Origin of the sequence: Roseibium limicola (genome assembly GCF_017313085.1) — a bacterium.
GTDB lineage: Bacteria > Pseudomonadota > Alphaproteobacteria > Rhizobiales > Stappiaceae > Roseibium > Roseibium limicola.
On sequence record NZ_JAFLNF010000001.1, the window covers coordinates 116699 to 142197 of the forward strand.

General features: G+C 58.6%; 20 protein-coding genes and 1 other RNA gene. All 21 read right to left on the reverse strand.

What is annotated here, in order from left to right:
* Positions 1-75: 75 nt before the first annotated feature.
* The 21 genes from recN to pdxR all read right to left on the reverse strand — a co-directional run bounded on the left by recN (position 76) and on the right by pdxR (position 25450).
* Positions 76-1746: a DNA repair protein RecN gene (gene recN / locus J0X15_RS00515; protein WP_206937267.1), complete on the reverse strand. Its 1671-nt coding sequence runs from the start codon at positions 1744-1746 to the stop codon at positions 76-78.
* A gap of 28 nt (positions 1747-1774) precedes the next feature.
* Positions 1775-2629: an outer membrane protein assembly factor BamD gene (locus J0X15_RS00520; protein ID WP_408015313.1), complete on the reverse strand. Its 855-nt coding sequence runs from the start codon at positions 2627-2629 to the stop codon at positions 1775-1777.
* A gap of 267 nt (positions 2630-2896) precedes the next feature.
* Entirely contained in the window at positions 2897-3838 is a 942-nt protein-coding gene (lpxC, locus tag J0X15_RS00525) for a UDP-3-O-acyl-N-acetylglucosamine deacetylase (protein WP_206937269.1), read from the reverse strand.
* A gap of 283 nt (positions 3839-4121) precedes the next feature.
* Entirely contained in the window at positions 4122-6002 is a 1881-nt protein-coding gene (gene ftsZ / locus J0X15_RS00530) for a cell division protein FtsZ (protein ID WP_206938242.1), read from the reverse strand.
* A gap of 98 nt (positions 6003-6100) precedes the next feature.
* Positions 6101-7423, reverse strand: a complete 1323-nt coding sequence (gene ftsA / locus J0X15_RS00535) for a cell division protein FtsA (RefSeq protein WP_206937272.1) — start codon at positions 7421-7423, stop codon at positions 6101-6103.
* Complete coding sequence (locus tag J0X15_RS00540; RefSeq protein ID WP_206937275.1) at positions 7420-8355, reverse strand: cell division protein FtsQ/DivIB; 936 nt, start codon at positions 8353-8355, stop codon at positions 7420-7422. The genes ftsA and J0X15_RS00540 overlap by 4 nt, the downstream gene beginning before the upstream one ends.
* Positions 8322-9263 carry a D-alanine--D-alanine ligase gene (locus tag J0X15_RS00545; RefSeq protein ID WP_206937277.1) on the reverse strand — a complete coding sequence of 314 codons (942 nt, stop codon included), beginning with the start codon at positions 9261-9263 and terminating at the stop codon, positions 8322-8324. The genes J0X15_RS00540 and J0X15_RS00545 overlap by 34 nt, the downstream gene beginning before the upstream one ends.
* 1 nt (position 9264) lies before the next feature.
* Complete coding sequence (murB, locus tag J0X15_RS00550) at positions 9265-10236, reverse strand: UDP-N-acetylmuramate dehydrogenase (RefSeq protein ID WP_206937279.1); 972 nt, start codon at positions 10234-10236, stop codon at positions 9265-9267.
* Positions 10237-10240: 4 nt separating this feature from the next.
* Entirely contained in the window at positions 10241-11650 is a 1410-nt protein-coding gene (gene murC, locus J0X15_RS00555; RefSeq protein ID WP_206937281.1) for a UDP-N-acetylmuramate--L-alanine ligase, read from the reverse strand.
* Complete coding sequence (gene murG, locus J0X15_RS00560) at positions 11647-12765, reverse strand: undecaprenyldiphospho-muramoylpentapeptide beta-N-acetylglucosaminyltransferase (RefSeq protein ID WP_206937284.1); 1119 nt, start codon at positions 12763-12765, stop codon at positions 11647-11649. The genes murC and murG overlap by 4 nt, the downstream gene beginning before the upstream one ends.
* Before the next feature lie 26 nt (positions 12766-12791).
* The gene (locus J0X15_RS00565) at positions 12792-13949 is read right to left on the reverse strand and encodes an FtsW/RodA/SpoVE family cell cycle protein (protein WP_206937287.1); all 1158 of its coding nucleotides are present in this window, start codon (positions 13947-13949) and stop codon (positions 12792-12794) included.
* On the reverse strand, positions 13949-15349 hold the full coding sequence (murD, locus tag J0X15_RS00570; protein ID WP_206937290.1) for a UDP-N-acetylmuramoyl-L-alanine--D-glutamate ligase: 1401 nt from the start codon (positions 15347-15349) through the stop codon (positions 13949-13951). Before murD ends, J0X15_RS00565 begins: the two co-directional genes overlap by 1 nt.
* Before the next feature lie 3 nt (positions 15350-15352).
* Positions 15353-16438: a phospho-N-acetylmuramoyl-pentapeptide-transferase gene (gene mraY, locus J0X15_RS00575; protein ID WP_206937293.1), complete on the reverse strand. Its 1086-nt coding sequence runs from the start codon at positions 16436-16438 to the stop codon at positions 15353-15355.
* Positions 16439-16447: 9 nt separating this feature from the next.
* Positions 16448-17878, reverse strand: a complete 1431-nt coding sequence (locus tag J0X15_RS00580) for a UDP-N-acetylmuramoylalanyl-D-glutamyl-2,6-diaminopimelate--D-alanyl-D-alanine ligase (RefSeq protein WP_206937295.1) — start codon at positions 17876-17878, stop codon at positions 16448-16450.
* Positions 17875-19347, reverse strand: coding sequence for a UDP-N-acetylmuramoyl-L-alanyl-D-glutamate--2,6-diaminopimelate ligase (locus J0X15_RS00585; RefSeq protein WP_206937298.1), 1473 nt, complete (start codon positions 19345-19347; stop codon positions 17875-17877). The genes J0X15_RS00580 and J0X15_RS00585 overlap by 4 nt, the downstream gene beginning before the upstream one ends.
* A gap of 98 nt (positions 19348-19445) precedes the next feature.
* Positions 19446-21158: a peptidoglycan D,D-transpeptidase FtsI family protein gene (locus J0X15_RS00590; protein WP_206937301.1), complete on the reverse strand. Its 1713-nt coding sequence runs from the start codon at positions 21156-21158 to the stop codon at positions 19446-19448.
* 14 nt (positions 21159-21172) lie between these two features.
* Complete coding sequence (gene ftsL, locus J0X15_RS00595; RefSeq protein WP_206937304.1) at positions 21173-21532, reverse strand: cell division protein FtsL; 360 nt, start codon at positions 21530-21532, stop codon at positions 21173-21175.
* Positions 21533-21537: 5 nt separating this feature from the next.
* Complete coding sequence (gene rsmH / locus J0X15_RS00600; protein ID WP_206937306.1) at positions 21538-22596, reverse strand: 16S rRNA (cytosine(1402)-N(4))-methyltransferase RsmH; 1059 nt, start codon at positions 22594-22596, stop codon at positions 21538-21540.
* Positions 22593-23063 carry a division/cell wall cluster transcriptional repressor MraZ gene (locus J0X15_RS00605; protein WP_206937309.1) on the reverse strand — a complete coding sequence of 157 codons (471 nt, stop codon included), beginning with the start codon at positions 23061-23063 and terminating at the stop codon, positions 22593-22595. The genes rsmH and J0X15_RS00605 overlap by 4 nt, the downstream gene beginning before the upstream one ends.
* Before the next feature lie 427 nt (positions 23064-23490).
* Positions 23491-23883, reverse strand: an RNA gene (gene rnpB / locus J0X15_RS00610) — RNase P RNA component class A.
* An 88-nt stretch (positions 23884-23971) separates the two neighbouring features.
* The gene (gene pdxR, locus J0X15_RS00615; protein ID WP_206937311.1) at positions 23972-25450 is read right to left on the reverse strand and encodes a MocR-like pyridoxine biosynthesis transcription factor PdxR; all 1479 of its coding nucleotides are present in this window, start codon (positions 25448-25450) and stop codon (positions 23972-23974) included.
* Positions 25451-25499: the final 49 nt, after the last annotated feature.

Sequence of the window (25499 nt, forward strand, 5' to 3'; positions counted from 1 at the left end):
CCTCCCCCCGATGAAACTTCGGCGGCCCACTCCTCCCGGGCCGCCGTTTTTTTTTGCGCTCATCAATGACGAATTTCAGGATCCGGCTTCAGCCATCAGCTTGCCTGCGGCCGCACGCGCTTCTTCCGTAATCGTCGAGCCAGCCAGCATCCGCGCGATTTCTTCGCGGCGCAGATCATCCTCGATGCGTCTCACGCGGGTTGCGACACGAGTCTTGCTCGTCGCTTCCTTGGCAATCAGGAAGTGACCAGCCGCCCTTGCTGCCACTTGCGGCGCATGGGTGACTGTCAGAACCTGCACCGTTGCCGCCAGTCGTGCCAAACGCACGCCAATAGCCTCGGCCACAGCGCCACCCACCCCTGTGTCGATTTCATCGAACACCAGTGTCGGAGCTGAGCCTTTGTCGGCCAGCGAAACTTTCAGTGCCAGGAGAAACCGCGAGAGTTCGCCGCCTGATGCAACCTTCATCATAGGACCCGGACGGGTTCCCGGGTTGGTCTGCACATGAAACTCCATCTGATCGATGCCAGAGCGCGCACGAACCGAAGCATCGCTTGTGGTCGCTACGATAAATTTCGCCCGTTCAAGCTTCAAAGCCGGCAATTCCGCCGCAACGGTCTTTTCCAGACTGCGCGCCGCTTTCTCTCGCTTTACAGACAGCTTGACAGCCAACGCATCATAAGCGTCGCGTGCCTTTGTAACGGCCCCTTCCAGTTCAGCAAGCCTGTCTTCCCCCGCATCCAGATCCGACAGATCCTCGGCCATACGGGCCGCAAGTGCGGGCAATTCATCGGCGGAACAGGAAAATTTCCGAGCCGCTGCCCTCAAGGCAAACAAACGTTCTTCAGTGGATTCAAGCTCTCGTGGATCAAAGTCGGTTTCGCGAAGCGCACTCTCAAGGCCACTCCGCGCTTCTTCCAGCTGATCCAAAGCCATGGAGATCCCGCGCACCGGAGCATTAAGAAGATGCGGCACCTGATCCGCTTTGCGTTCGAGACGACGCAGCAGGCTCGCCAGTTCAGGGATTGGTGACGCGGAGCCGTTTAACGTCTCGAAGGCGTCGTTCAGATCACCGGCAATCTTCTCCACCTGCATCATGGTGGCGCGACGTTCAGCCAGCTCTTCCTCTTCCCCCAGCTTGGGAGCGAGGGCACTCAGTTCATCGACAGCCGACTTCAAAAAGTCAGCTTCACGTCGTGCCGTTTCAATGCGTGTTGCATGATCCCGTGCGGACTTTTCAGCTGTTCGCAAAGCTGCAAAAGCCTCGGCAACTTTGTCCACGTCCTTGGTCAAACCGCCAAAGCTGTCGATCAGCTCCCGATGGATCTCGGGATCGACCAGGGCACGATCATCGTGCTGACCGTGGATCTCGACCAGCAGGCTGCCCGTCTGTCGCATCAAGCCAACACTGACAGGCTGGTCATTCAGAAAGGCACGTGTCCGACCGTCGGAGGACTGGATCCGGCGCAGGATGATGTCGCCGTCATCTTCGACACCGTTTTCACGCAGAAGCGTGCGGGCCGGGTGGTCTCCGGCCACATCGAAAACCGCTGTAACCTGCCCCTGCTCTTCACCATGGCGCACAAGCCCGGCATCCCCGCGCCCGCCAATGGCAAGCGAAAGGGAATCCAGCAAGATGGACTTTCCTGCACCGGTTTCGCCCGTCAGCACGGACATGCCTTTGGCGAACTCCAGGTCAAGACGGTCGATCAGGACGATGTCACGAATAGACAGCGCGACCAGCATGAACGAAGGCTCCGCAAAAACGAAGGAATTAGAAGTTAGTCATACCCTTGAACGCCTTGCTGATCCAGCTGCCGCGGTTTTCCGAGGGCTCATATCCACCCTTTGACAGCAGGGAGTAGGCATCCTTGTACCAATCGGTATCAGGGAAGTTGTGACCAAGCACAGCAGCCGCAGTCTGCGCCTCATTCACAACGCCGAGTGCATAGTAGGACTCGGTCAAGCGGAATAGCGCTTCTTCAACGTGACGCGTGGTCTGATACCGCAACACGACAACCTTGAACCGGTTAATCGCAGCGACATAGCTGCGTTTTTCGAGGTAGTAGCGGCCGATCTGCATTTCCTTACCGGCCAGCTGATCCGCTGCAACCCGCAACTTGGCTTCGGCATCAGATGCATATTCGCTATCCGGATAACGCTGCAACAACTCCTGGAAGGCCGAGGCCGCTTTTTCGGTGGCTTCCTGATCACGGGTGATATCCGGCATCTGACGGAAGTAGCTTTGGCCGATGATGTAAAGTGCATAAGCCGCGTCATCATTGCCCGGATAAAGCGTCAGGAACCGGTTCGCCGCAGAAATGGCTTCCGGGTATTTGCCGCGCGAGAAGTTCACATAGGCCATGTTGACCAGCGACTTCTTGGCGAATTCGGAATACGGATAGAGGCGATCAAGCTGCTCGAACTTGTCGTTTGCCTGACGAAGCCGACCCTGAACACGCAGGGAAAGGCCCTCATTGTAGAGAACCTCCGGCGGTGTGTCGTTCAGTTCCAGATCGTCCAGGTCGTCTTTCGACGAACACGCTGCAAGCCCCACGGCGAACGTGAGAAGGGCAACCTTCAGGATGGCAGCAATGCTGCGTTTATAATCCTTCAGGTGTGCTTTAATGACCTTCACCCCAGACTCTCCTCATACCGAAAAATTCAATGACACGAATCCCGACAATAGGATTGGTCGAAAACAATACTCCCCGCACATAGACGAGGACTGCCCCGATTAACAAGTCTCTTGTCGGACAAGAGACTTCTTTCCCTTTTGGAAGCGGACTTTCGTCGCTGAATTTCTGAGCTTTTTTGTGGCAGGCGCCGCGGGCAATCGACAATAAAAAACAAAACGCGAGCCAAGTCAGGCTCGCGTTCTTCAAATGACGAGATATCAGGAAACGTCGGGAGCCAACGCCGCTGCGACCAGCCCGGCTTTCTCGGCTTGGCCAACGTCACGAAACACCGGCGCTTCGACAATCTCGTAGGCGCTTTCATCCTCAAACAGCTTCACCAGGATGGCATGGTTCATCTTGTGGCCGCCCTTGTAGGAGCGATAGTGCCCAAGGATCTGCAGACCGGCGAGCGACAGATCACCTACCGCATCCAGTGTCTTGTGGCGCACGAACTCGTCTGCCCAACGGGTACCTTCCGGGTTCAACACCTTGTCATCGGCAATGGCGACTGAGTTTTCCAGCGAAGACCCGAGCGCAAAGCCCATCTTCCAGAGCTTCTCGACGTCCTTCACATAACCGAAGGTACGGGCACGCGAAAGCTCGGTTTTGAACAACTCAGGTGTCAGCTCGACATCCAGTTCCTGGCGACCGATCAGGGGCGTATCGAAATCGATTGTGATGTCAAAGCGCAAACCGTTATGGGGATGCAGCTCGCACCAGGCAGAACCGGTGTCGACACGAACCGGCTTCTTCACCTTGATATAACGACGCCCACGGTCCAGGCGCTTCAAACCGACCTGTTCGATGGCTTCGACGAAATCAGCCGCACTTCCGTCCATGATCGGCATTTCCGGGCCATCGATCTCAACCAGAAGATTATCAACGCGCATCGCATAAAGCGCAGCCATAAGGTGTTCGACGGTAGAAAGACCGTGACCAGCCGGATCCCCAAGAACAGTGCACAGCGCCGTGGCGGATACGCGATCCCAACGAGCGGCAACCTCTTTGGCGTCATCCTTGTCGGAGCGAATGAAGACAATGCCGTTGTTGGCATCTGCGGGGGTCAGAGTGATGCTCGCAGGTTTCCCCGAATGAACACCAATGCCGGTCAGTGTGATCTGATCCGCTACGGTGGTCTGTCGGTCGATATGGTGCGTCATGCTACCCAGCCTTGCCCTTGCGCTAAAGGTTAATGTTCAAGTTTCTAACGATCGAAACCGGAGCGCAGTTCTAAACTTTTATTAACGATCTTAGATTGACCGCAACATACGCTTGGGTCAGACAAACCTGAAATAAAGGTTTGTTACGCTTTGTAACGTTCGGCACCAACCCAACCACTTGTAATCAATAGGGTAATTTTAGCTCGCTCAGGTGACGTAACGAAAACAGCCCGACCTTTCGGCCGGGCTGTCTCCGAGACAGGGAAGTTGCTCTCTTAACGACTCAGTTGGCCTGACGTCGCAGGAAGGCCGGGATTTCGAGCTGGTCGTCATCCATCATGTCAGGCGCACGCGCAGGCGCGCGGCCGGTGTTGTCGAGCTGACCGCTGGCACCATGAGCGGGGCGCTGAGCCTGCCGTGGAGCCGGTGGGCGCTGTGCCTGGACAGGAGCCTGAACCGACGCCTGCGGCTTCGCAGCAGGTGCAGGAGCTGCAGCCTGTGCCGGAGCCTGAGCGACATGATCGCCGAAGACGTCATGCTCATCGTCAAACTCGTCCTTGCGGCCAAGGCCACTTGCCAGACGACGCAACAGACCCATCGGGCGACGCTCATCATCGTGAGCCTCATGACCATGCTGACCAGCCGGAGCATAAGCTGCCGGAGCCTGCGTAGTCTGGACCGGCGCGGCCTGCATCGGCGCCTGTTGGGCAGGTGCCTGCTGGACCGGAGCCTGACGAACAGCCGGTTGCTGCTGAACTGGAGCCTGCGCCGGCTGAGCGGCGGCGGCGGCCTGTCGAGCCTTCATTTCGTTCTGCACGATCGGCGGAAAGTCTTCCAGACCGGGCATGCGCGGAGCCGGAGAATGCTGCTCCGCGACAGGTGGGATGTACGGCTTGCTGACCGGTGCGTCATCGGCAACGGCGGCAGGCTGTTCGTCATCCAGGTCCATCAATGGCGCAGTGGTCGTCATTGGCTCTGCAGATGGACGGAACGGCTTGATTTCCACTTCCGGGTCACTGGCAGCAGAGATCGCAGCCGGTTCCGGCATGGAGAATTCGCGTTCCAAGGTCGCGACAGCCTTGGCTGCAACTTCGTCATTGCGCTGAACCGGAGCGGCGGCGGCCGGCTTCGGAATAGACTTTATTTCTGGAGCACGAAAGCTAGCGGTATCGGCAGGGGTGATTTCACCCGCGTCCAATTCACGGTCGATACCGGTAGCCACCACGGAGACGCGGATGATGCCATCGAGGCTCTCATCGAACGTTGCGCCGAGGATAATATTGGCGTCGGAATCGACTTCTTCGCGAATACGGGTCGCAGCTTCATCAACTTCGAACAGGGTCAGGTCGTTGCCACCAGTGATGGAAATCAACAGGCCCTTGGCACCCTTCATCGAGCTTTCGTCGAGGAGCGGATTGGCGATTGCGGCTTCCGCTGCCTGCTGGGCGCGGTTTTCGCCTGAGGCTTCACCGGTTCCCATCATTGCCTTGCCCATGCCGCGCATGACCGAGCGAACATCGGCGAAATCGAGGTTGATAAGACCCTCTTTCACCATCAGGTCGGTAATGCAGGCAACTCCGGAGTACAGCACCTGGTCAGCCATTGCGAAAGCATCCGCAAAGGTGGTCTGGGCGTTGGCGATCCGGAACAGGTTCTGGTTCGGGATTACGATCAGAGTGTCAACGCTACGCTGCAACTCTTCGATGCCGGAGTCAGCGATGCGCATGCGACGCTGACCTTCGAACTGGAACGGCTTGGTAACCACACCTACCGTGAGTATACCCTGCTCGCGTGCCGCCCGGGCGATGACCGGAGCAGCACCTGTGCCCGTACCACCACCCATACCGGCGGTGATGAACACCATGTGCGAACCGGACAGATGATCGTTGATCTCGTCGATCACTTCCTCGGCAGCCGCGCAACCGACTTCCGGCTGGGAGCCGGCGCCAAGACCTTCGGTCACGGCAACGCCCATCTGAACCAGACGTTCGGAATGGCTCATGGCAAGCGCCTGAGCATCGGTGTTTGCAACCACGAAGTCACAGCCCTGAAGGCCGGCAGTGATCATGTTGTTTACGGCGTTTCCGCCCGCGCCGCCGACGCCGAAGACCGTAATGCGGGGCTTCAGCTCCTGAATGTCGGGCATCTTCAGGTTGATGGTCATATTATCCTCGCGACCCTCTTGGGCTTCCATTCTGGAGTTGCCCTCTACTTCCCTAATCTCGTCAGCCGTTGCCGGCGGTTCCTGTCCTGCGCTCATCGTCAGAAACTCTCCCTGATCCACTGTCCAACACGTGCCAGATAACCACTTTGCCCAGGCCAACCGGCACGCCGGTTTTTGGGTTCAAACTGCTCGATCTGTGCGACCTGCGGATATATGAGGAGGCCCACCGCAGTGGCAAAAGCCGGTCCCTTGGCAGCCTCCGGGAGGCCGGCGACGCCAAGCGGCCGGCCCAGACGAACGTTACGCCCCAGGACCCGGCGCGCAACTTCACTCAAACCCGTGAGCTGACTGGCGCCGCCGGTCAGAACGATCTGCTTGCCGACCCGGCCGGCAAAGCCGGAGGCCGTCAAACGATCACGCACGAGTTCAAGGATCTCTTCCACTCGCGGCCGGACCACACGGGTCAGCGCTGAGCGGGGAATTTGATTTGGCAAATCGCCGTCTGCTTCGAGCGGTGGGATCGTGAGCATGTCACGATCATCCGAGCCGAGTGTCAGCGGCGAGCCGTAAAGTGTTTTCAGGCGCTCTGCATCCTGCAGCCGGGTAGCGAAGGCGCGTGCAATATCCATTGTGATGTGATGACCACCAACGGCAATCGCATCCAGATGCACCATCTGGCCTTCAACGAAAACAGACAGAGTGGTCGTTCCGCCGCCCATGTCGATACAGGCAACACCCAGTTCGGTCTCGTCATCCACCAGAGTGGAGAGGCCGCTGGCAAACGGCGTGGCAACCATGGTCTCCACATGCAGGTGACCGCGATTGATGCAAAGCTCGAGGTTCCGCACCGGCGGCATTTCTGTCGTCACCACCTGCATGTCAACGCCAAGCTTGTTGCCGATCATGCCACGTGGATCGCGAATGCCGCGGTTGCCATCCAGGTTGTAGGAAATCGGCAAGGCATGGGTGACTGCCCGACCATCCGTCACCGAATGCGAAGACCCTGCGGTCAGGACCCGCTGAATGTCGGCCTCTGCCACGCTGGCGCCTGCCAGCGGAACCGACGCCGAGAAGATTTCACTCTGCAAGCGGCCGCAGCTGACGTTGGAAATCAAGCTTTCGACCGTCACACCAGCCATACGCTCTGCTGCATCAACAGCAAGGCGGATGGCCTGCTCGGCCGCATCCATATCGACGACAACGCCGGACTTGATGCCGCGTGAGCGCTGGTAGCCGAAGCCCAGAACCTGCACCGAGTGCGAGCGCCCTGCCAGAACGTCACCTTCTTCGCGCGGCGTCAGCTTGGCGATCAGGCAACAGATCTTGGTCGAGCCCACATCCAGAACGGACATGACCACGGCGCGGCGCCCCGGAAGCGGGCGCATGCGCGGCAAATAGAGGGAAGACCCGTTGCGGCTCATGTGTCGCGCTCCAGCTTGACCATGACGCCCGTTCCGTTCTTCATGGATTTTTGTCGTTCCATCGCATCCGGTGTCAATTTCACGACGACCCTGTCGTTAAGCCGCAGGTCGACCATGGTGATATCGCGGGTCAACAATCCGCTTTCCGCGTCCATACGCGTCAGTTCGGCCAAGGCCATGTCCATCTGCTCTTCTGGCAAACGCACAGTGATGCCGTTCTCCAAAACCAGGTCCCAACGACGGTCACCGATCAACTCAGCAGCCCGAACCCGGGACCGAAGACCCGGCACAGTGTCGAGCGCTGCCTGGATTTCCTGAACCTTGTGCTGAGCACCATGGTTCAGGACCAAAAGAAGATTGGCGTAGCGACCATCGACCTGGTCGGTAATCACTTCGCCCGTATCCGTAATGATGGAGAGATGATCACCACGCTGCCAAAGCGCGTAAGGAACTTTCTCTTCCACCGAAACCTGCAGTGTCCCCGGATAGAGCTTCATCACGGAAGCCTGACGGATCCAGGGGATGTCGTTCAGCCGAGCCCGCGCGCCATCCGCATCGAACAGAACCAGGGAAGAGCCTTCCTGAATTTCCAGTGCCTCAAGGATCTGGAAAGTGTCCGTTTCGCTCTGGCCGGACATCTTGATCGCTTCGATTCCGAACCCACTGGCCGAAAGCAAAGCATTGGTAACAACCTTGCCGTGGCCGCCCAGCACGATGCCGTAGCCCAGAGCCAGGGTCAGGAAAGCCGCTGACGCCAAAGTACCGGCACCGCGCGGACATTCGGCCAGAACGCCAGCAGCTCGCCAAACCGGCTGACGGTACAAACGCGCAACGCCACGGCCGCGCGGAGCCAGATCGGCCTCCAGCTGCGTCAGCGTTTCCCGCTTATTTTTCCGTCCTATCGACAGCAACTTGCGTCCTCTACCATCCATGAAACCAGGGCCTTGAAGCTGAAGTCCGAGTGCGCCGCCATTTCCGGCACCAGGGACGTCGGGGTCATGCCCGGTTGAGTGTTGACTTCGAGGCAAATCAATTCGCCGGTGCCGTCTGGTTTTTCGTCAAACCGGAAGTCCGCACGGGACACTCCTCGACAACCAAGCGCACGATGTGCCTTGAGTGCCAGTGTCTGTACTTCTTGGTAAACAATCGGTGAAATTTTTGCAGGAAGGATGTGTTTTGATCCACCTTCCACGTATTTCGCATCATAATCGTAGAAGCCTGGACCGGTCGGCAGAATGTCGATGACCCCCAGGGGCTTATCGCCCATAACGGCACACGTCAGCTCCCTCCCCGGGATGTACTTTTCACACATCAAAACGTCGGGATACGGCCAATCTTCGCCCCTTAATTCCTGCGGTGGATGGCTCTGATCTTCCTTGACGATAACCACCCCGAAACTCGATCCCTCATTGATCGGTTTGATCACATAAGGCGGCTTCATAGGGTGCTTTGGACCAATTTCGTGACGGTTCACAATTAAGTGTTCAGTAACTTTAATTCCCGCTGCAGACATGACGGCTTTCGCCTTCACCTTGTTCATTGCAAGCGCCGAAGCCATCACACCGGAGTGCGTGTAAGGGATCTCAAGCACCTCGAGGATGCCCTGAATGCACCCGTCTTCACCGAAGGGACCATGCAGGGCATTGAACACCACATCCGGCTTCAATTCACTCAGAACGGCTGCAATATTGCGATCGACATCGATCCGGCTGACCTGATAGCCAGCCTTTTCCAATGCATCAGCACATGGGGTGCCCGTCGCCAGGCTGACCGGCCGTTCATTCACCCATCCGCCCATCAGGACCGCGACATGTTTGTCTTTGTTTGCCTCGACGCTCATCTCAAGCGGCCTCCTCAGTTGCACCTAGAAAGGGCTCAACAGCTCCCGAGGAGCCGAATTGACCAAGCCGCTTGATTTCCCACTGCAGCTTGATGCCCGATGTTTCGAACACGCGTTTACGCACCGTCTCGCCCAACAACTCCAGATCCTGGCCGGTCGCTTCCCCGGTGTTGATCATGAAGTTGCAATGCAATTCAGACATTTGTGCGCCACCGATGGTAAGCCCTCTGCAGCCTGCCTTATCGACCTCCTTCCAAGCGGAAGTGCCGTCCGGGTTCTTGAAGGTCGATCCACCTGTCTTTTCCCGGATCGGCTGCGCCTTTTCCCGGTGGGCGATCACATCGGCCATGTCCTGACGAATCGTCTCCTCCGGCGCCGGCACGCCCTCCATCACCGCTTCGACGAAGATCAGCCCAGCCGAAGCACCGGAGTGGCGGTAGGCGTAGTCCATGTCCTTGTTGGTCAGCACGTGCCGCTCGCCCTTGCGGTCGAGCGCGACCAGCTCCACCATCCGCTCGCACGTCTCTGTACCGTGCGCACCCGCATTCATGCGCAAAGCGCCTCCAATGGCACCTGGAATGCCCGCGTAGAAGGAAAAGCCGCCCAGCCCTTCCTTGGCAGCGGCTTCCGCCAGACGCTTGTCAGGCACCGCCGCACCGACCCTCAGGCGATTGCCCCCGAGGCTTTCGATACCGCCAAAGCCCTTGGCACTTAAACGAACCACGACGCCTTCCAAGCCACCATCGCGAATCAGCAGGTTAGAGCCCAGGCCAACCGGAAGAACTGGCACATCTTCAGGCAGCTTCTTCAGAAAGGCGCTCAGGTCCTCCACATTCGCCGGCTGAAACAGCAATTGAGCCGGGCCGCCAGTACGGAACCATGTCACGGCGGAAAGTGGCTGATTGGCCACCAGTTTACCGAAAAGCCCCTGCCCTAGATCGGGATAGCGCTCAAGCAGGTCGGGAAAGCTCATCGCCTCACGCTCCTTTCAAGGCTTCAAGCTGATCCGGCAACGCATACGCCCACTGCGTGATGTTTCCCGCGCCAAGACAAATCACATAGTCTCCGGCCTCGGTCTTCTCCCGAACCAGCGCGGCCAGTTCCTCAGGCCCGGAGATGGCGACCACGGATCGATGACCACGGGTCTTGAGTCCCGAGACCAGATCCGTATGCAAGGCACCTTCAATCGGCTGTTCCCCCGCTGCATAGACCGGGGCCACAATCACCGTGTCGGCATCGTTGAAGCAGTTGGAGAAATCATCAAAGAGGCTTGCAAGCCGCGAATAGCGATGCGGCTGCACCACGGCCACGACCTTGCCCTTGGAAGCTTCACGGGCAGCGTGCAGAACCGCTCGGATTTCAACTGGATGATGACCATAGTCGTCAAAGATCTCGACACCATCCACCGAACCGGTGTGAGTGAAGCGGCGCTTCACCCCGCCGAATTCCGCCAAGCCCTTGCGAATGTTTTCCGGCGCAACCCCCAGCTGACTGGCCACGGCAATTGCCGCTGTCGCATTGGAGACGTTGTGCAGACCCGGCATCGGAAGAACCAGCTTTTCCAGCTCGACCACCTCCCCCGTCCTGCGGTTGGTCATCGTAACGGAGAACAAGGACTTGCCGCCATCCATGGACACATCCGTGAAACGAACGTCTGCCTGTGGGTTGGTGCCATAGGTGACAATGCGGCGGTCTTCGATGGTGCCGATGAGGGTCTGCACCTCCGGGTGATCCAGGCACATCACGGCAAAGCCGTAGAATGGAACATTCTCGACAAATTGCCGGAAAGCCGCCCGCACACCGGCAAAGTCGCCGTAGTGATCCAGATGCTCGGGATCGATATTGGTGACGATGGCGACGTCGGCGGGTAGCTTGACGAAGGTGCCGTCGCTTTCATCCGCCTCGACAACCATCCAGTCGCCTCCGCCCATCCGGGCGTTGGTGCCATAGGCATTGATGATACCGCCGTTAATGACCGTGGGATCGAGCGTTCCCGCATCCAGGAGGGCTGCAACCATCGACGTCGTCGTGGTCTTTCCGTGGGTCCCGCCAACGGCAATCGCCTGCTTGAAGCGCATCAGCTCCGCCAGCATTTCCGCCCGACGCACCACCGGAATAAGCCGCTCACGCGCAGCCACCAGTTCGGGATTGTCCTTCTTGATGGCAGAGGACACGACCAGCACTTCTGCTTCACCCAAATTCTCAGCCGCATGACCAACTGCGACCGAAATGCCGTTCTCTCGAAGGCGCTGCACGTTGGCGTTCTCAGCCATATCAGAGCCCTGCACCTGATAGCCGAGTGTCTTCAGAACTTCCGCAATGCCGCTCATGCCAATGCCGCCAATGCCGACAAAATGAACCGGGCCGATATCCTGCGGCATCTTCATGAGTGTGTTCCTTCTACGATTGCTTCACCGGCAGCAACGCGCTCCACAAGATCTGCCAGACGCTTCACAGCATCGGGCTTTCCCTGGGAAAGAGCAGCATCAGCGGCCGTTTTCAAAATGTTGGGACTGTCGAACAGGTGCACGAGGTCTTCGCACAGCCGCTCCGGCGTCAGATCTTTTTGCGCCACCGGCCATGCACCGCCAACCTTCGCCAACCCTTGAGCATTCGCCAGCTGGTCCTGATCGATGGCGCCAGGCAAGGGCACCAGAATGGACGGTCGTCCGATGACAGTCAGTTCGCTCAAAGTCGATGCGCCGGAGCGACTGATGACCAGATGAGCATTGGAAATCCGCGCCGGCATGTCCTGGAAGAATGTGTGCAAATTCGCCTCGACACCGCACGCCTGATAAGCCGCCCGGACCCGTTCCAGATCCTCCGCCCGACACTGTTGCACCAGATGAATGCGCGACTTCAGCGCCAGCGGCAGTTGCCCCAGCGCACTTGGCACACAGTCGGAGAAAAAGCGCGCGCCCTGCGACCCCCCAAACACAAGCAAATGAATGGGACCTGTTTCGTTTAGCACCGGATAGGCAGAACCTGCCACATCCATCACCGCATCACGCACGGGGTTGCCTGTTTCGACTGTTCGCGCTTCAAGCTCCGGATCAGCATTGACCAACGGCAAGCTGGTAGCCAGTGCCGAGACACTTCCCGCCAGCATCTTGTTGGCTCGCCCCATGACGGCATTCGATTCATGCAGGATCGATGGCGTTCTGGTCAAACGCGCGGCAAACATCGGTGGAAACGTCGGATATCCTCCGAACCCGACGACCACCTCCGGCTTCAGGTTCTTTAGGACAGCCCGCGCCTGCAAGGTCCCCTTTGCCAGGGAAATCGCCGTCTTTGCCAAATTGACAGGCGACCTTCCACGCAGGGTTTCCGAGGCAATCAAATGGACCTTGCGCGCCGGAAAAGCCGCGCCATATTTGTCAGCCCGCTCATCGGTTGCAAGCTCGACCACATGGCCACGCCGCTGCAATTCCCCCGCCAGCGCCTGCGCCGGAAACAAGTGTCCACCGGTGCCGCCGGCTGTCAGCAAGATTGTTCTGGTCATAAAAACCGGCCTTTCTGGCTCAGGACTTACAGCAGGCTGGAAGGTGACAGGCGCGAGATCGTCACCACATCACCACCACGCGGATGTGGACGCTTACGGGTCAGCGCAAGAATGCCCCCGGCGACCATGGCCGACGACAACAAAGACGAGCCACCATAAGAGATAAACGGCAACGTCATGCCTTTGGGCGGCATCATGTTGAGATTGACCGACAGGTTGATTGTCGCCTGCAAACCAAACAGCACTGTCAATCCTGCGGTCGCCAAACGGGAAAACGCATCCTGGTCGCGGCTCGCGTGGAGCAGTCCCCGGATCACGATGAAAGCGAAGACTGACACGATGAGCATGCAGACGATGGCGCCATACTCTTCACCGACCACCGCGAAGATAAAATCAGTGTGACTGTCCGGCAGAATGCGCTTGACCGTGCCCTCGCCCGGTCCACGACCAAACCAGCCGCCCGACAGGAAGGACTCCATTGCCGTATCGACCTGATAGGTATCGCCACTGTCGGGATCGAGGAAGCGGTTCACACGGTTGGTCACATGCGGCAGGAGCGCATAGGCCGCCGCCAAGCCACCAAGTCCGGCAACGCCCAAGCCGCCGATAGCGATCCATGGCAGGCCGTTCAGGAAAAACAATCCGGCCCAGACCATTCCCAGAAGCATTGTTTGGCCAAAATCCGGCTGAGCGATCAATAGTGCCGCGCAAATGACAAACAGCAGGACAGAGAACAGCACACCGGGAACTTCCCGCCGGCGTCCGCTTTCTGACAGGAAGAAGGCCACGATCACCACAAATGCCGGCTTCAGGAATTCCGAAGGCTGAAGCGAGAAGCCGAGAATATAGATCCAGCGCCGGGCGCCCTTGGCTTCCATGCCGAGAAAGAGCGTCGCCACCAGAGCCACAAGCGACACTGCGAACAGCAAAAGCGCCACACGGCGCACCAACCGGGGTGTCAACAAGGACCCTGCAAGCATGATCCCGAGTGCCGGGATCAGAAACAGCGCCTGCCGTTTGACGAAGAAGAAGGTTTCCACCCCCAATCGATCTGCCACTGGAGGGGAAGCAGCAAAAGACAGAACCACACCGCCAACCATCAGCAAGATGAAAGCTGCCAGCAGATAATGATCCACGGTCCACAGCCATTCGGCAAAACGGCTTCGATCAGCGCGGCTAACCATCAGGCGACCTCTTTGGACTGGTTCACGATTGGCAGAGCCCGGACGGCCTTGGCGAAGGCCTCTCCGCGCAATTCGAAATTGGCAAACTGATCGAAGGAGGCACAGGCCGGCGACAGAAGCACAGCCACTTCCCCCCTGGAATCCTTGGCAGCGTCTTTGGCAGCTGCTTTAACAGCATTTTCCAGCGTCCCACTCATCGCAAGCGGCGCATGATCTTTCAGCGTTTCAGCAAAGATTTCAGCCGCCTCACCGATCAGATAAGCCTTGGCAATCTTCGGGAAAAACGCATTCAATGGCTCAATCCCGCCCGACTTCGGCTTGCCACCGGCAATCCAATAGATCCTATCGAAGCTGGACAAGGCCCGCGCAGCGGCATCTGCATTGGTCGCCTTGCTGTCATTGACGAAGAGAATGTGACCGGTCTTGGCCACAAGCTCCATGCGGTGGTGCAAGCCGGGGAAGCTCTCGAAGGCCTCCGCAATCTCGGCTTCCGGCAGATCGAGAGCCCGTAAGGCCGCAAAGGCTGCAGCCGCGTTCTGCCCATTGTGAGCGCCACGCAACGTGTCAATGTCGGAAAGGTTTGCAACTGAGCGCGTTTCACCCGCCGCAGCCTGCTTCAGCTCGGTACCCTCAAGATAGATGCCTTGCGACACTGGGTTTTCCGCCGCAATCCGCCAGACCGGCATTGAGGCCAGGTCCTGCCGACCGGCGATCTGCGCAGACAGATCGTCATCAACGCCGACGACTGCAATCTTGGCACCCGCCACGAGACGCTCCTTGATGGCGGCATAGCTTTCCATATTGCCATGACGGTCAAGATGATCAGGAGACAGGTTGAGAAGCACGCCGACTGCCGGATCCAGGCTGGGTGCCAGGTCGATCTGGTAGGACGAACACTCGACCACGTAAATACGATGGTCTGCCAGCGGCTCCAACGCCAACACCGGAACACCAATGTTGCCGCCCATCTGAACATCCTGCCCGAGCGTCTTCAGCAGATGAGTGATCAGGGCTGTCGTCGTCGACTTGCCGTTTGTCCCGGTGATCGCGATGAGCTTCGCATCAGATCCCACGTGGCGACGCTCACGGCAGAAGAGCTCGATATCGCCGATAATCTCAACACCATGCTCAATCGCCAGTTTGACGATCCAGTGCGGCTCTGGATGGGTCAGTGGCACGCCCGGCGCCAGAACCAGCGCCGATACACCCTCCCAGTCGAAGTCACGCAGATCTTCCGCCGGAAGACCCTCAGCCTCAGCCGCAGAGATACGCTTTGGTGCGTCGTCCCAAACAGTGACGCGCGCTCCGCCAGCAACAAGCGCCTTTGCGGTTATCAAGCCAGACCCGCCAAGTCCGAACAACGCGAGTTTTTGTCCCTTGAAGCAGGTAACCGGTATCATCGCTTACCTCAACTTCAGGGTTGCGAGGCCAAGCAACGCCAGCACCACAGCAATGATCCAGAACCGGATCACGACCTGGGACTCTGTCCAGCCCATCAACTCGAAGTGGTGATGGATCGGCGCCATCTTGAAGACGCGCTTGCCGGTCAGCTTGAAGGACAGCACCTGAACAATCACCGAAACCGCTTCCAGTACGAAGAGGCCGCCAATGATGGCAAGAACGATCTCGTGCTTGGTTGCAACGGCAATGGCACCAATCATTCCCCCAAGCGCTAGCGATCCGGTATCTCCCATGAAGATGGCCGCCGGCGGCGCGTTGAACCAAAGGAACCCCAAGCCCGCGCCAATTACAGCCCCTGCGATAACCGCCAGTTCACCCGTGCCTGGAACGTGATGGATCTGCAGGTAGCTGGCAAACACCGCATTGCCGGAGAGATACGCAATCAGCGCAAAGGCGGCGCAAGCAATCATCACCGGCACGATGGCCAGACCGTCCAGACCATCCGTCAGGTTCACCGCATTACCGGCGCCAACAATCACGAATGCTGCGAACGGAATGAAGAAGATGCCCAGATTGAGCGTCAGCTCTTTCAGGAACGGGAACCCGATGGAGGTCGAAAAGGGTTCGTTGTCCAGAAGCGTCACGGCAAAGGCCGCCGATCCAGCAATGGCAAACTCCAACGCCAGACGGGATTTGCCACTGAACCCGTTGTGCGATGACTTGGTCACTTTCAGATAGTCATCGTATAGGCCGATGGCGCCGAAACCGACGGTCACACAAATCACGATCCAGACATAGGGGTTCGTCAAATCCGACCAGAGCAACGCGGCAACGAGCGCACCAGACAGGATCATCAACCCACCCATAGTGGGGGTGCCCTTCTTTGTCAGAAGGTGACCCTCTGGACCATCAGCACGGATCGGCTGACCATGACCTTGCCGCAACCGCAGACTCGAGATGATTTTCGGCCCGAACAAGAACACGAACAGCAGAGCCGTCATGATGGCCCCACCCGTCCGGAACGTGATGTACCGGAAGACATTCAGTGCGGAAAACGCGTCGGCAAATTCGCCGAAAAAGTGAAACATCCCAAGCCCTCAAACCAGTTCGACGTCATCCGTCGAAGCATATTCTTTTTTTAACGCCTCTAGCACCGGCCCCATGCGTGTGCCGAGAGACCCCTTGATCATGATCACATCGCCGGACTGAACATCCCGGATCAGCATGTCGATCAGCCCGCTGGAAACTTCCGCATAGCCACCGCGCGCGCCTTTCGGCAGCAATTCCCACAGATGGTGCATGTGTTCGCCCGCCAAATAAACCAGATCCACTCCGGCTGCCTTGATCGGCGCCAGAAGCTCACAATGCAGACGTTCTGCATCCGGACCAAGCTCACGCATGTCACCCAGAACCGCAATTCGACGACCCGGCAGACGAACAGGCGTCTCCCCGAGAACCGCAAGTGCGGCACGCATGGAGGCGGGATTGGCATTGTAGGTTTCATCAATCAGGTCGGCTTTGCCATCGCCCAGCTGCAGCTTGCTGAAGGCTCCGCGTCCTTTTGGCGCCTGAAGCTCCGCCAACGCCAATCCCGCCAGTGCGAGGTCAGCGCCGAGTTCAACCACGGCAGCAAGGACCGCCAGGCTGTTGCGCACCTGATGCTTGCCCGGCACCCCCACCTTGTAAGTCAGCTCCTGACCCAGAATGCGTGCCTGAATGCTGGAGCACCCTGCCTGAGCCGAAACTTTCTGCAGCAGGGCATCGCTCGCCGAATCCTCGCCGAAAGTCCGAATTTCTGTCACACCTGCCATTTTTGCGTGGAATTTCAGCAGATCGAATTGATCGTTGTCCGCGTTCAGGATCGCAACGCCGCCCGGCTCCAGACCGGAGAAGATCTCGGCCTTCGCCTGAGCGATCTGCTCGACGCTGTCGAAGAACTCAAGATGCACGGGCTGCACTGTCGTAATGATCGCCACATGAGGACGCACCATTTCGACCAGAGGCGTGATCTCCCCCAAGTGGTTCATACCGATTTCAAAAATGCCGTATTCCGTGTCAGCCGGCATGCGAGCCAACGTCAGCGGCACACCCCAATGGTTGTTGAACGACGCAACGGATGCATGAGTCTTGCCTGTTCGGTCCAGAGCAAAGCGCAAGGCTTCCTTGGTGCTGGTTTTGCCGACCGAACCGGTCACCGCAACGATGCGCGCATAGGTCCGTGCCCGCGCTGCAGCGGCAAGTTTCCGCAAGGCCTCCAGAGGATCGTTGACCACGACATAGCGCCCGGATTCCGGCAGATCTGCCAGCTTGTCGCGCGCGACCAGTGCCAGAGCAGCACCGGCATCCAGTGCGGCTTCAACAAAATCGTGGCCGTCCAACCTGTCTCCAACGATCGCGACATAGGCTTCGCCGGATTCAATCGTTCGACTATCGATGGAAATCCCGGTGATTTCTTGCGCGACGTCGCCACGCATTTCGCCGCCTGTTGCAGCCAGAAAATCGTCTCGGGTCCAAAGCGGCGCAGTCATGAAAGGCCGGCTCCTGCGGCTATGGCGGCTTTCACCACCTCGTGATCAGAAAAAGGAAGTACGGTGTCGCCGACAATCTGGCCCGTTTCATGGCCCTTTCCGGCCACACACAGAACATCCCCGGCAACCAGTGAGGAAACAGCCACCGAGATCGCTTCTGCCCGGTCGCCAACTTCAGCTGCGCCAGGCGCGCCTGCCAGCATTGCCGCACGGATCAAAGCCGGATCTTCGCTGCGTGGATTGTCGTCCGTAATGAAGACCTCATCGGCGCGCTCGGCGGCGATACGGCCCATGATCTCACGCTTGCCGGGATCCCGGTCACCACCACAGCCCACCACAACCTTCAGCTTGTTTTCAGCAAATGGCCGAAGCGCGGCCAAGGCGTTTTCGAGCGCATCCGGCTTATGGGCATAGTCAATAATGACAGTTGCCCCAGTTGAGGTCCGTCCAGCAAATTCCAGACGTCCCGGAGCCCCCTTCAGGTTTTCAAGAGCCCGCATGACCGAACCGGTATCATCCCCGGCAGTGATGGCCAGACCTGCCGCAATCAGTGCATTCGAAACTTGAAATCGACCGATGAGCGGCAACGTGACCTGATAGCGGCCACGCGCGGTATCCAGCGTCAGGAGTTGTCCGGAAGGATAGGATTTCAAGCCAGTGAGGATAAGGTCCTTGCCGGTCTCTCCCACTGTAAAAAGTCGAAGCCCGCGTTGCTTCGCCACCGCAATCACCCGGTCGGCATATTTCTCGCCTGGATCCACTACGACAGTTCCGCCAGAAGGCAGCAAATCCTGGAACAGACGAAGCTTGGCCCGCAGGTAGTTCTCTACTGTCGGATGATAATCCATGTGGTCGCGGCCAAGATTGGTGAAACCGGCAGACACCAGCCGCACACCATCGAGGCGATGCTGATCCAGACCATGGCTGGATGCCTCCATAGCAGCATGGGTCACACCGCCTTCAGCCAGAGCCGCAAGTTCCCGGTGGAGTGCGACTGGATCAGGTGTCGTCAACCCTCCGTAGGACTGGCCATCATTCGTTACAGTGCCAAGCGTGCCCAGACTTGCGGAGGCATGGCCGCAGGATTGAAAAATCTGACGGAGGAAATAAGCAACGGATGTCTTGCCGCTCGTGCCGGTGACAGCCGCCATGACTTTGGGCTGTTTCACATAGAAGCGCGCGGCCATCAGCGCCAAAGCCCGACGGGGTTCTGGGTCCGGCAGCACCACGACGTTGTCGGGCAAACTGCGTCTCAGATTTTCCGCGGCCTCCGCCTCGCACAAGATAGCCGAAGCCCCCTGCTCCACTGCTTTCGCAGCGAATTGGGCGCCATCCACCTTTGCGCCCTTGAGCGCGGCAAATAGGAAGCCGTTTTCGACCTTGCGGCTGTCCGCCGTGAGGCCACGGATCGGAAGCGCTCGGGCCTCCTGCGGCAGGCTCACGCCAGCGGCGAGTTGGTCAAGATCCATCTCTGTCTGTTGTCCGGTTTGTGCGTCGTCATCTGTGGCAACGAGAATACCGGAAAACGGCTGCGACCCCGCCGGTTCTTCTCACCCTGTGATTGGCATTAGTAGGATATTTCGATCGGTTCATCTCCATTGGCAAAACGCGGCATTACACCAAGCATCGGTGCACTGCGGCGAATGATGGCCCCAACGGTCGGTGCAGCGTTCATACCAGCCGTTGCTGGAATGCCCTCGCGCTCCGGCTTGGGTTCATCAAGCACCACAAGAACGACGTAGCGCGGATCATCCATCGGGAAGGCCGACAAGAACGAATTTCTGCGCTTGTTGTTCACATAACGGCCGTTCTCGACCTTCTCTGCCGTACCCGTCTTTCCACCGACAAAATACCCAGGCACTTCAGATCGGCGCCCAGAACCTGAAAGCACATTCAGACGGAAAAGATACCGCATGCTCCGGCTGGTTTCTTCGGAAATCACTCTTGTACCCATGGAGTTAGCTTCGTCTTCGGTGCGTGGGTAGAAGGTCGGGTGCAACAGCGTTCCGCCATTAACCAGCGCCGCAGCCGCAACTGCGGTCTGCATGGGCGTTACCGAGATACCGTGGCCGAACGAGATGGTCATCGCCGCCAGTTCGTTCCATTTCGGCGGCAACAGCGGCGCTGCGTTTTCCGGCAGTTCCGTCTGCAGGCGGCTCGTCAGTCCCAAGCGCCCGAGGAATTCCTGCTGCTTGTCGATCCCTGTCGCAAGCATCATCTTCGCCGTACCGATGTTGGACGAATAGATAAAGACTTCCGGCACGGTCAGTGCCCGATGTTTTCCGTGGAAATCGGTGATTGTGCGGCCGGCAGCCCGGATTGGCTTGGATGCATCGAAGGTATCGTTGATGGAAACCTTCCCCGAATCAAGCGCCATGGCGACCGTGAAGGACTTGAAGACCGAGCCCATCTCGAACACGCCGCCGGTTGCCCGGTTCATGCGCTTCTGCTCCAGCGCCTGCGACCGATCATTAGGGTCGTAGTCCGGCAGGGATGACATGGCGACCACTTCCCCGGTCTTCACATCCAGAACGATGCCGACACCGGCAATAGCGTGGAAACGGTCGACTGCCTTCACCAACTCATCACGCACCACATGCTGAACCCGCAGATCCATGGCCAGCGTGACCGGCTCAAGCCCACGATCGGACGTAAAACCGACAGATTGCAGATCGGCAAGCCAGGACTGATCGATGTGTTTCTCGATGCCGGTCAGCCCCTGATTGTCGACATTCACCGAACCGATGATGTGCCCTGCAGTTGAGCCGCCAGGATAAAACCGTTGGTTCTCCGACAGGAAGCCGATGCCTGGCAGACCGAGATTGTGCACCTGATCCGCCTGGGCCGGGTTCAATTCACGCTTCAGCCAGACGAAGCCGGCTCGGCTCGCGAGACGACGGCGGACAACCTCCGGGTTCAGATCCGGCAGAACCCGTATCAACCCGTCAACCGCTTCATCAACATCGAGAATGCGGCGCGGCTCAGCAAAGAGTGAAGCAGTCTTGATGTCGGTGGCGAGAATTTCGCCGTTGCGATCCAAAAGATCAGGTCGCGCGGCGGAAATGCTGTCCTGTGCAGAAATCCAGGCATTGGAAGGCGCTTCTTCCGATTGCGCGAGATGCACGAGCCGAACGCCAATTGCCAAATAAACAAAAGCAAAGGCGGCAATGGCGAAATAAACCCTGGATTTTACTGCCCCAGAGGAGATCGATCCGACGGTTGCCCGCGGCTTGGTTTTGCGAACTTGCAGGAAGCTGGAGGCCTCGCTCACGTGTGCCATCTTAACGAGCGCCTTTACTGAATCACGGGTGCACTGGCACCCGCGTAGCCGGAGAGCGGACCCTTGCCACCAATGGGCTCAAGCATGACCGGCCGCGGAGGAAGCTCTTCCGCGCTGACAATCTGGTGAGCATCCAGAGGCTCAAGTTCAAGAACATCATTGTATCGGTCGACCAAGCCCTGCAGCCGATCCGGCTGGTTAAGCACACTCCACTCGGCCTTCAGCGAGCGAATAGACTGCTGCTCCGCTTCGATCTCGCGTTGCAACTCCGCCACGCGGGAAGCGCTGTCCTTGGCTCCCAGCTTCATGTCGTAGAGCGCGGCGGCTCCGACAACCACCAGCAGAACGAAAAAGATGTTCAGATAGCGAACCATTCTGGTCAGCCCCCTAGCCCGTGGAAAGCGGCGAGCCGGGGCACGCCGATGGAGTGGATATCAAGGTCGCGGGCCGGAGCATCGGTGCGCAGACCCGCTCTGAGTTTTGCCGAACGCGCCCGTGGATTTCCCTCGGCCTCTTCGACAGTTGGGTCGATAGCCTTGCGGCTGAGAAGTTCAAACGTTGCCGGCGGCACGTCTTCCTCCGGCAGGTGGCGCGAGCCACCGCCCCGTGTCTTGCTGCGGTCGGCGAAAAACTTCTTCACCAATCGATCTTCAAGCGAGTGAAAGGAAACGATGACCAGGCGTCCGCCCGGCTTGAGAATATTTTCAGCAGCCTGCAGTGCCTGGGCAGCCTGATGCAACTCGCCGTTCACAAAGATGCGGAGCGCTTGAAAGGTGCGCGTTGCCGGGTGAATCTGAGCTTTTTTCGGGTTTCGACCCAGCACCTTTTCGACCAGCAACGACAATTCGGCTGTGCGCGTAAACGGCCGTTCAAGTCGCGCGCGCTCAATCGCATGCGCAACGCTTGGCGCACGCTTTTCTTCGCCCAAAAGACCAATGATGCGAATAAGATCTCGAACAGGCAGCTCGTTGACAACATCAGCCGCTGAGGGACCGGCCTGTTCCATGCGCATATCCAAAGGTCCGTCACGCATGAAGGAAAACCCGCGCTCAGCCTGATCCAGCTGCATCGAGGAAACACCAAGGTCGAGAACCACACCATCGACGCCATCATGACCAAGCGTGCGAGCATGCGCTTCCAACTCGGCAAACTGTCCCGGAACCAGCGTCAACCGTCCGTTGGACGCTTCAACCAAGGACTGCCCCCCAGCAATTGCATCCGGGTCACGATCAACGCCAATGACATGCGCACCACGCTCAAGAAACGCCCGGCTGTATCCACCAGCGCCAAAGGTGCCGTCAATGATAACCTCGTCCGGTTTGGGCGCCAGATAAGCCAGAACAGAATCCAGAAGAACCGGCACGTGACGCTCAGATCCACCGCCATCGACCGAGAGATTTACATCCCCGCCCGCTCCATTGCTTGTGCCCGCACTCATGCCGGCTCTCCTGGCTGCGCTGCGCCGGGAACCAACCCGGACAGCAATGCAAGCGCCCGCTTCGAGGCCTCTGCTCGGTGCTCGCGGAACTTTTCCGGCTGCCAGATCTGAAACTTGTAACCAAGACCAGCGAAGGTGACCTGATCCGTAATGCCAGTGCGCTCACGCACCATGTCGGAAATCATCATTCGCCCGTCACTGTCAATTTTCGGCGTTTCGCTAACCCCGAACAATGCCATTGCAAGGGCATCATGATCCGGCGTGAGTTTTGAGAACTGATCCAACCGACCCTGAATTTCGCTTAGAAGCTCATTGCCGCCAGCGTCGATCGCGCCGCAATGAGGAGAGGCAATCGCATACAGGCCTTCGAAACCGTCCCGCGCCAAAACCGCACGGAAGGGTGCAGGAATCGAAACGCGACCCTTGGCATCCAGCCGGTTGGTAAAGTGTGAAACGAAGCCCGCCATCTGTCCCCTCTGGGCGGATCGAAGAACCCGCAAAGCCCGCGAAACCCAAAACAGAAGGATGCGACCGAAAGCCGAGCAAGACACTCCAAAGAGCCTCTCGCTGAATCGCCCGTATGACGGGCTCATCATCCCCATTCTGGGTATATATGGGATACCATGGGATTTGATGGGAGGTCAATGGAATCTCGTGGATTCCTGCAGGTACTACGGATACTTTCTAACGCAACGGCACATATGACATGGACATGGTTAATGAAGGCTTGACACAAAAGAGGAATCGGATTCCGAGCCAAGCGACTTTCCATCCGGAAAGCCTGTGTTTTCCAAAGACGAGAAAAAGCAAAACTGTGGAAAGAAATTGAGGTTTCCCGCTCAGCCCGGCGCACAGGGCCAGCGGCAACGTTTGTTGAGTAGCGAAGGAATGGAAAATGCCAGTCGGCCTGTAAGCCGGGTTCTGTACGGCCCGCATTTGAGTGCGGACGCGACAGCCATTCATCTGGGACGTCCGTTACCGAACGCCTCTCGCAACCAACCCGGGCAACTGACCTGGAAACCGGCCTGGACCGAAGTCCGCGTCGCCCCTATTCGGTTTTGCTCCCGGTGGGGTTTACCGTGCCGCGTCCGTTACCGTCCGCGCGGTGGGCTCTTACCCCACCCTTTCACCCTTACCTCGAACGCATTCGAGGCGGTTTGCTTTCTGTGGCACTTTCCCTAGGGTCGCCCCCGCCGGGTGTTACCCGGCACCGTATTTCCGTGGAGCCCGGACTTTCCTCCCCCGCGGCCTTTCGGCACTTGCGGCAGCGGCTGTCCGGCCGACTGGCAGCCGCTGCCATAGGAGGGTTTGCTCATTCGGTCAAGCAATCTCGGTCGCAGACCTGCACGCGGCACAACAATGGAGCCCGCTGCCCTCACCCGTGCCCAGCAGCGAGCCGCGTGGAAAGCGCGTCCACAAAGCCCTCAATCTGCTGGTCTGTTGCCGCAGCAAATCCGACGATCAGGCCAGAAATGGCAGGCCTGTCGACATAGCAGGGACTGAGTGGCGATACCGCATATCCATGCTCCTGCAGGCCTGAGGCGACCTTCAGGTCATCCGCCGTCTGTGAAAAGCTCAGCGTCACCTGCACATTCCCTGTCGGCTTCTCGACATTGATCCGATTGCCCAGCCGGGCTTTCAAGGCTTCCACCAACTTCCCGCCACGCTCCTGGTAAACCAGACGGATACGCTTCAGATGCGCTCGATATTCGCCGCTTTCGATGAAATCCGCCAATGCGATCTGAGCATGGACATTGGCGAGTTTTCCCGTGTGCCTGAAAACTGCGCGCAAATCCTCGGCCAACGCCTCCGGCACAACGCAATAGGACAATCGCAGTCCAGGCAAGAAGCTCTTGGAAAAGGTGCCAAGGTAAATGACCTCTCCAGCGCGTGCCAATCCCTGCAAAGCCGCCACTGGCCGACCCTCAAACAGAAACTCGCTGTCGTAATCATCCTCCAGGATGACCCCGCCCTGTGTCCGCACCGCCTCCAACAGCGCCAACCGCCGACGCAGCGGCATACGGGTTCCCAAAGGGTAATGATGCGAGGGCGTCACATAAATCAGCTTTGGCGCCTCCGGGCGTTCAGTTAGCGCACGGACGTCAGCCCCCTGCCCATCGACCGGCAGGCCTGCGATCCGCAGTCCGGCGCCATGAAAGGCAGTCCTTGCGCCCAAATATCCAGGATCTTCCAGAAGAGCCAGGTCCCCCGGGTCTGCCATCGCCTGCGACAGGGCCGACAGGGCCGCCTGCATGCCGCAAGTAACGATGATCTGGTCGCTCGTTGCCTTTACACCGCGCTCCACTGCAAGATATTCCGCCAACACCCGCCGCAACTCCGGATGACCGGTCGGGGCTTGATAAAGCAACTCCGGACCGGGCGCACGCCGTGCCGCGCGGCGAAGCGATCTGGCCCAGAGATCATGTGGGAACACATCCAGCGCCGGTGCCCCAGGCTGAAGGGCACCATGCCGAGTGGGCCAAGCCTCACCACGAAGGTTTTGTGCTTGCAGGCGCCCACGTGAGGACAATCCATGACGCAAACCTTCTCCAGCACCAATCTTCAGCGCTGAAGGCGCCCCTTCAGGTTGCTCCTCTCGGGCAATCACCGTCGCAGCCCCTGGGCGCACGACGATGATTTGTTCCGCCTGCAACAGCTCCAAAGCCGCGTTGACCGTACTGCGGGCAACACCCAACCCCTCGGCCAGTTGGCGCGATGATGGCAATTTACGGCCGGGCAGCAATTTTCCGCCCCGCACAGCTTCCCGCAGCGACCGGTAGATCTGTTGACTTAGGGGCAGCGCAATGGACCGATCCAGGCGCACAAGCCCTTCCGGCAAAACTGGTATGCTCATTTTATAAATTCCGGACCTTTTCCAAGGCCGGTTATATCCACATAGTCGA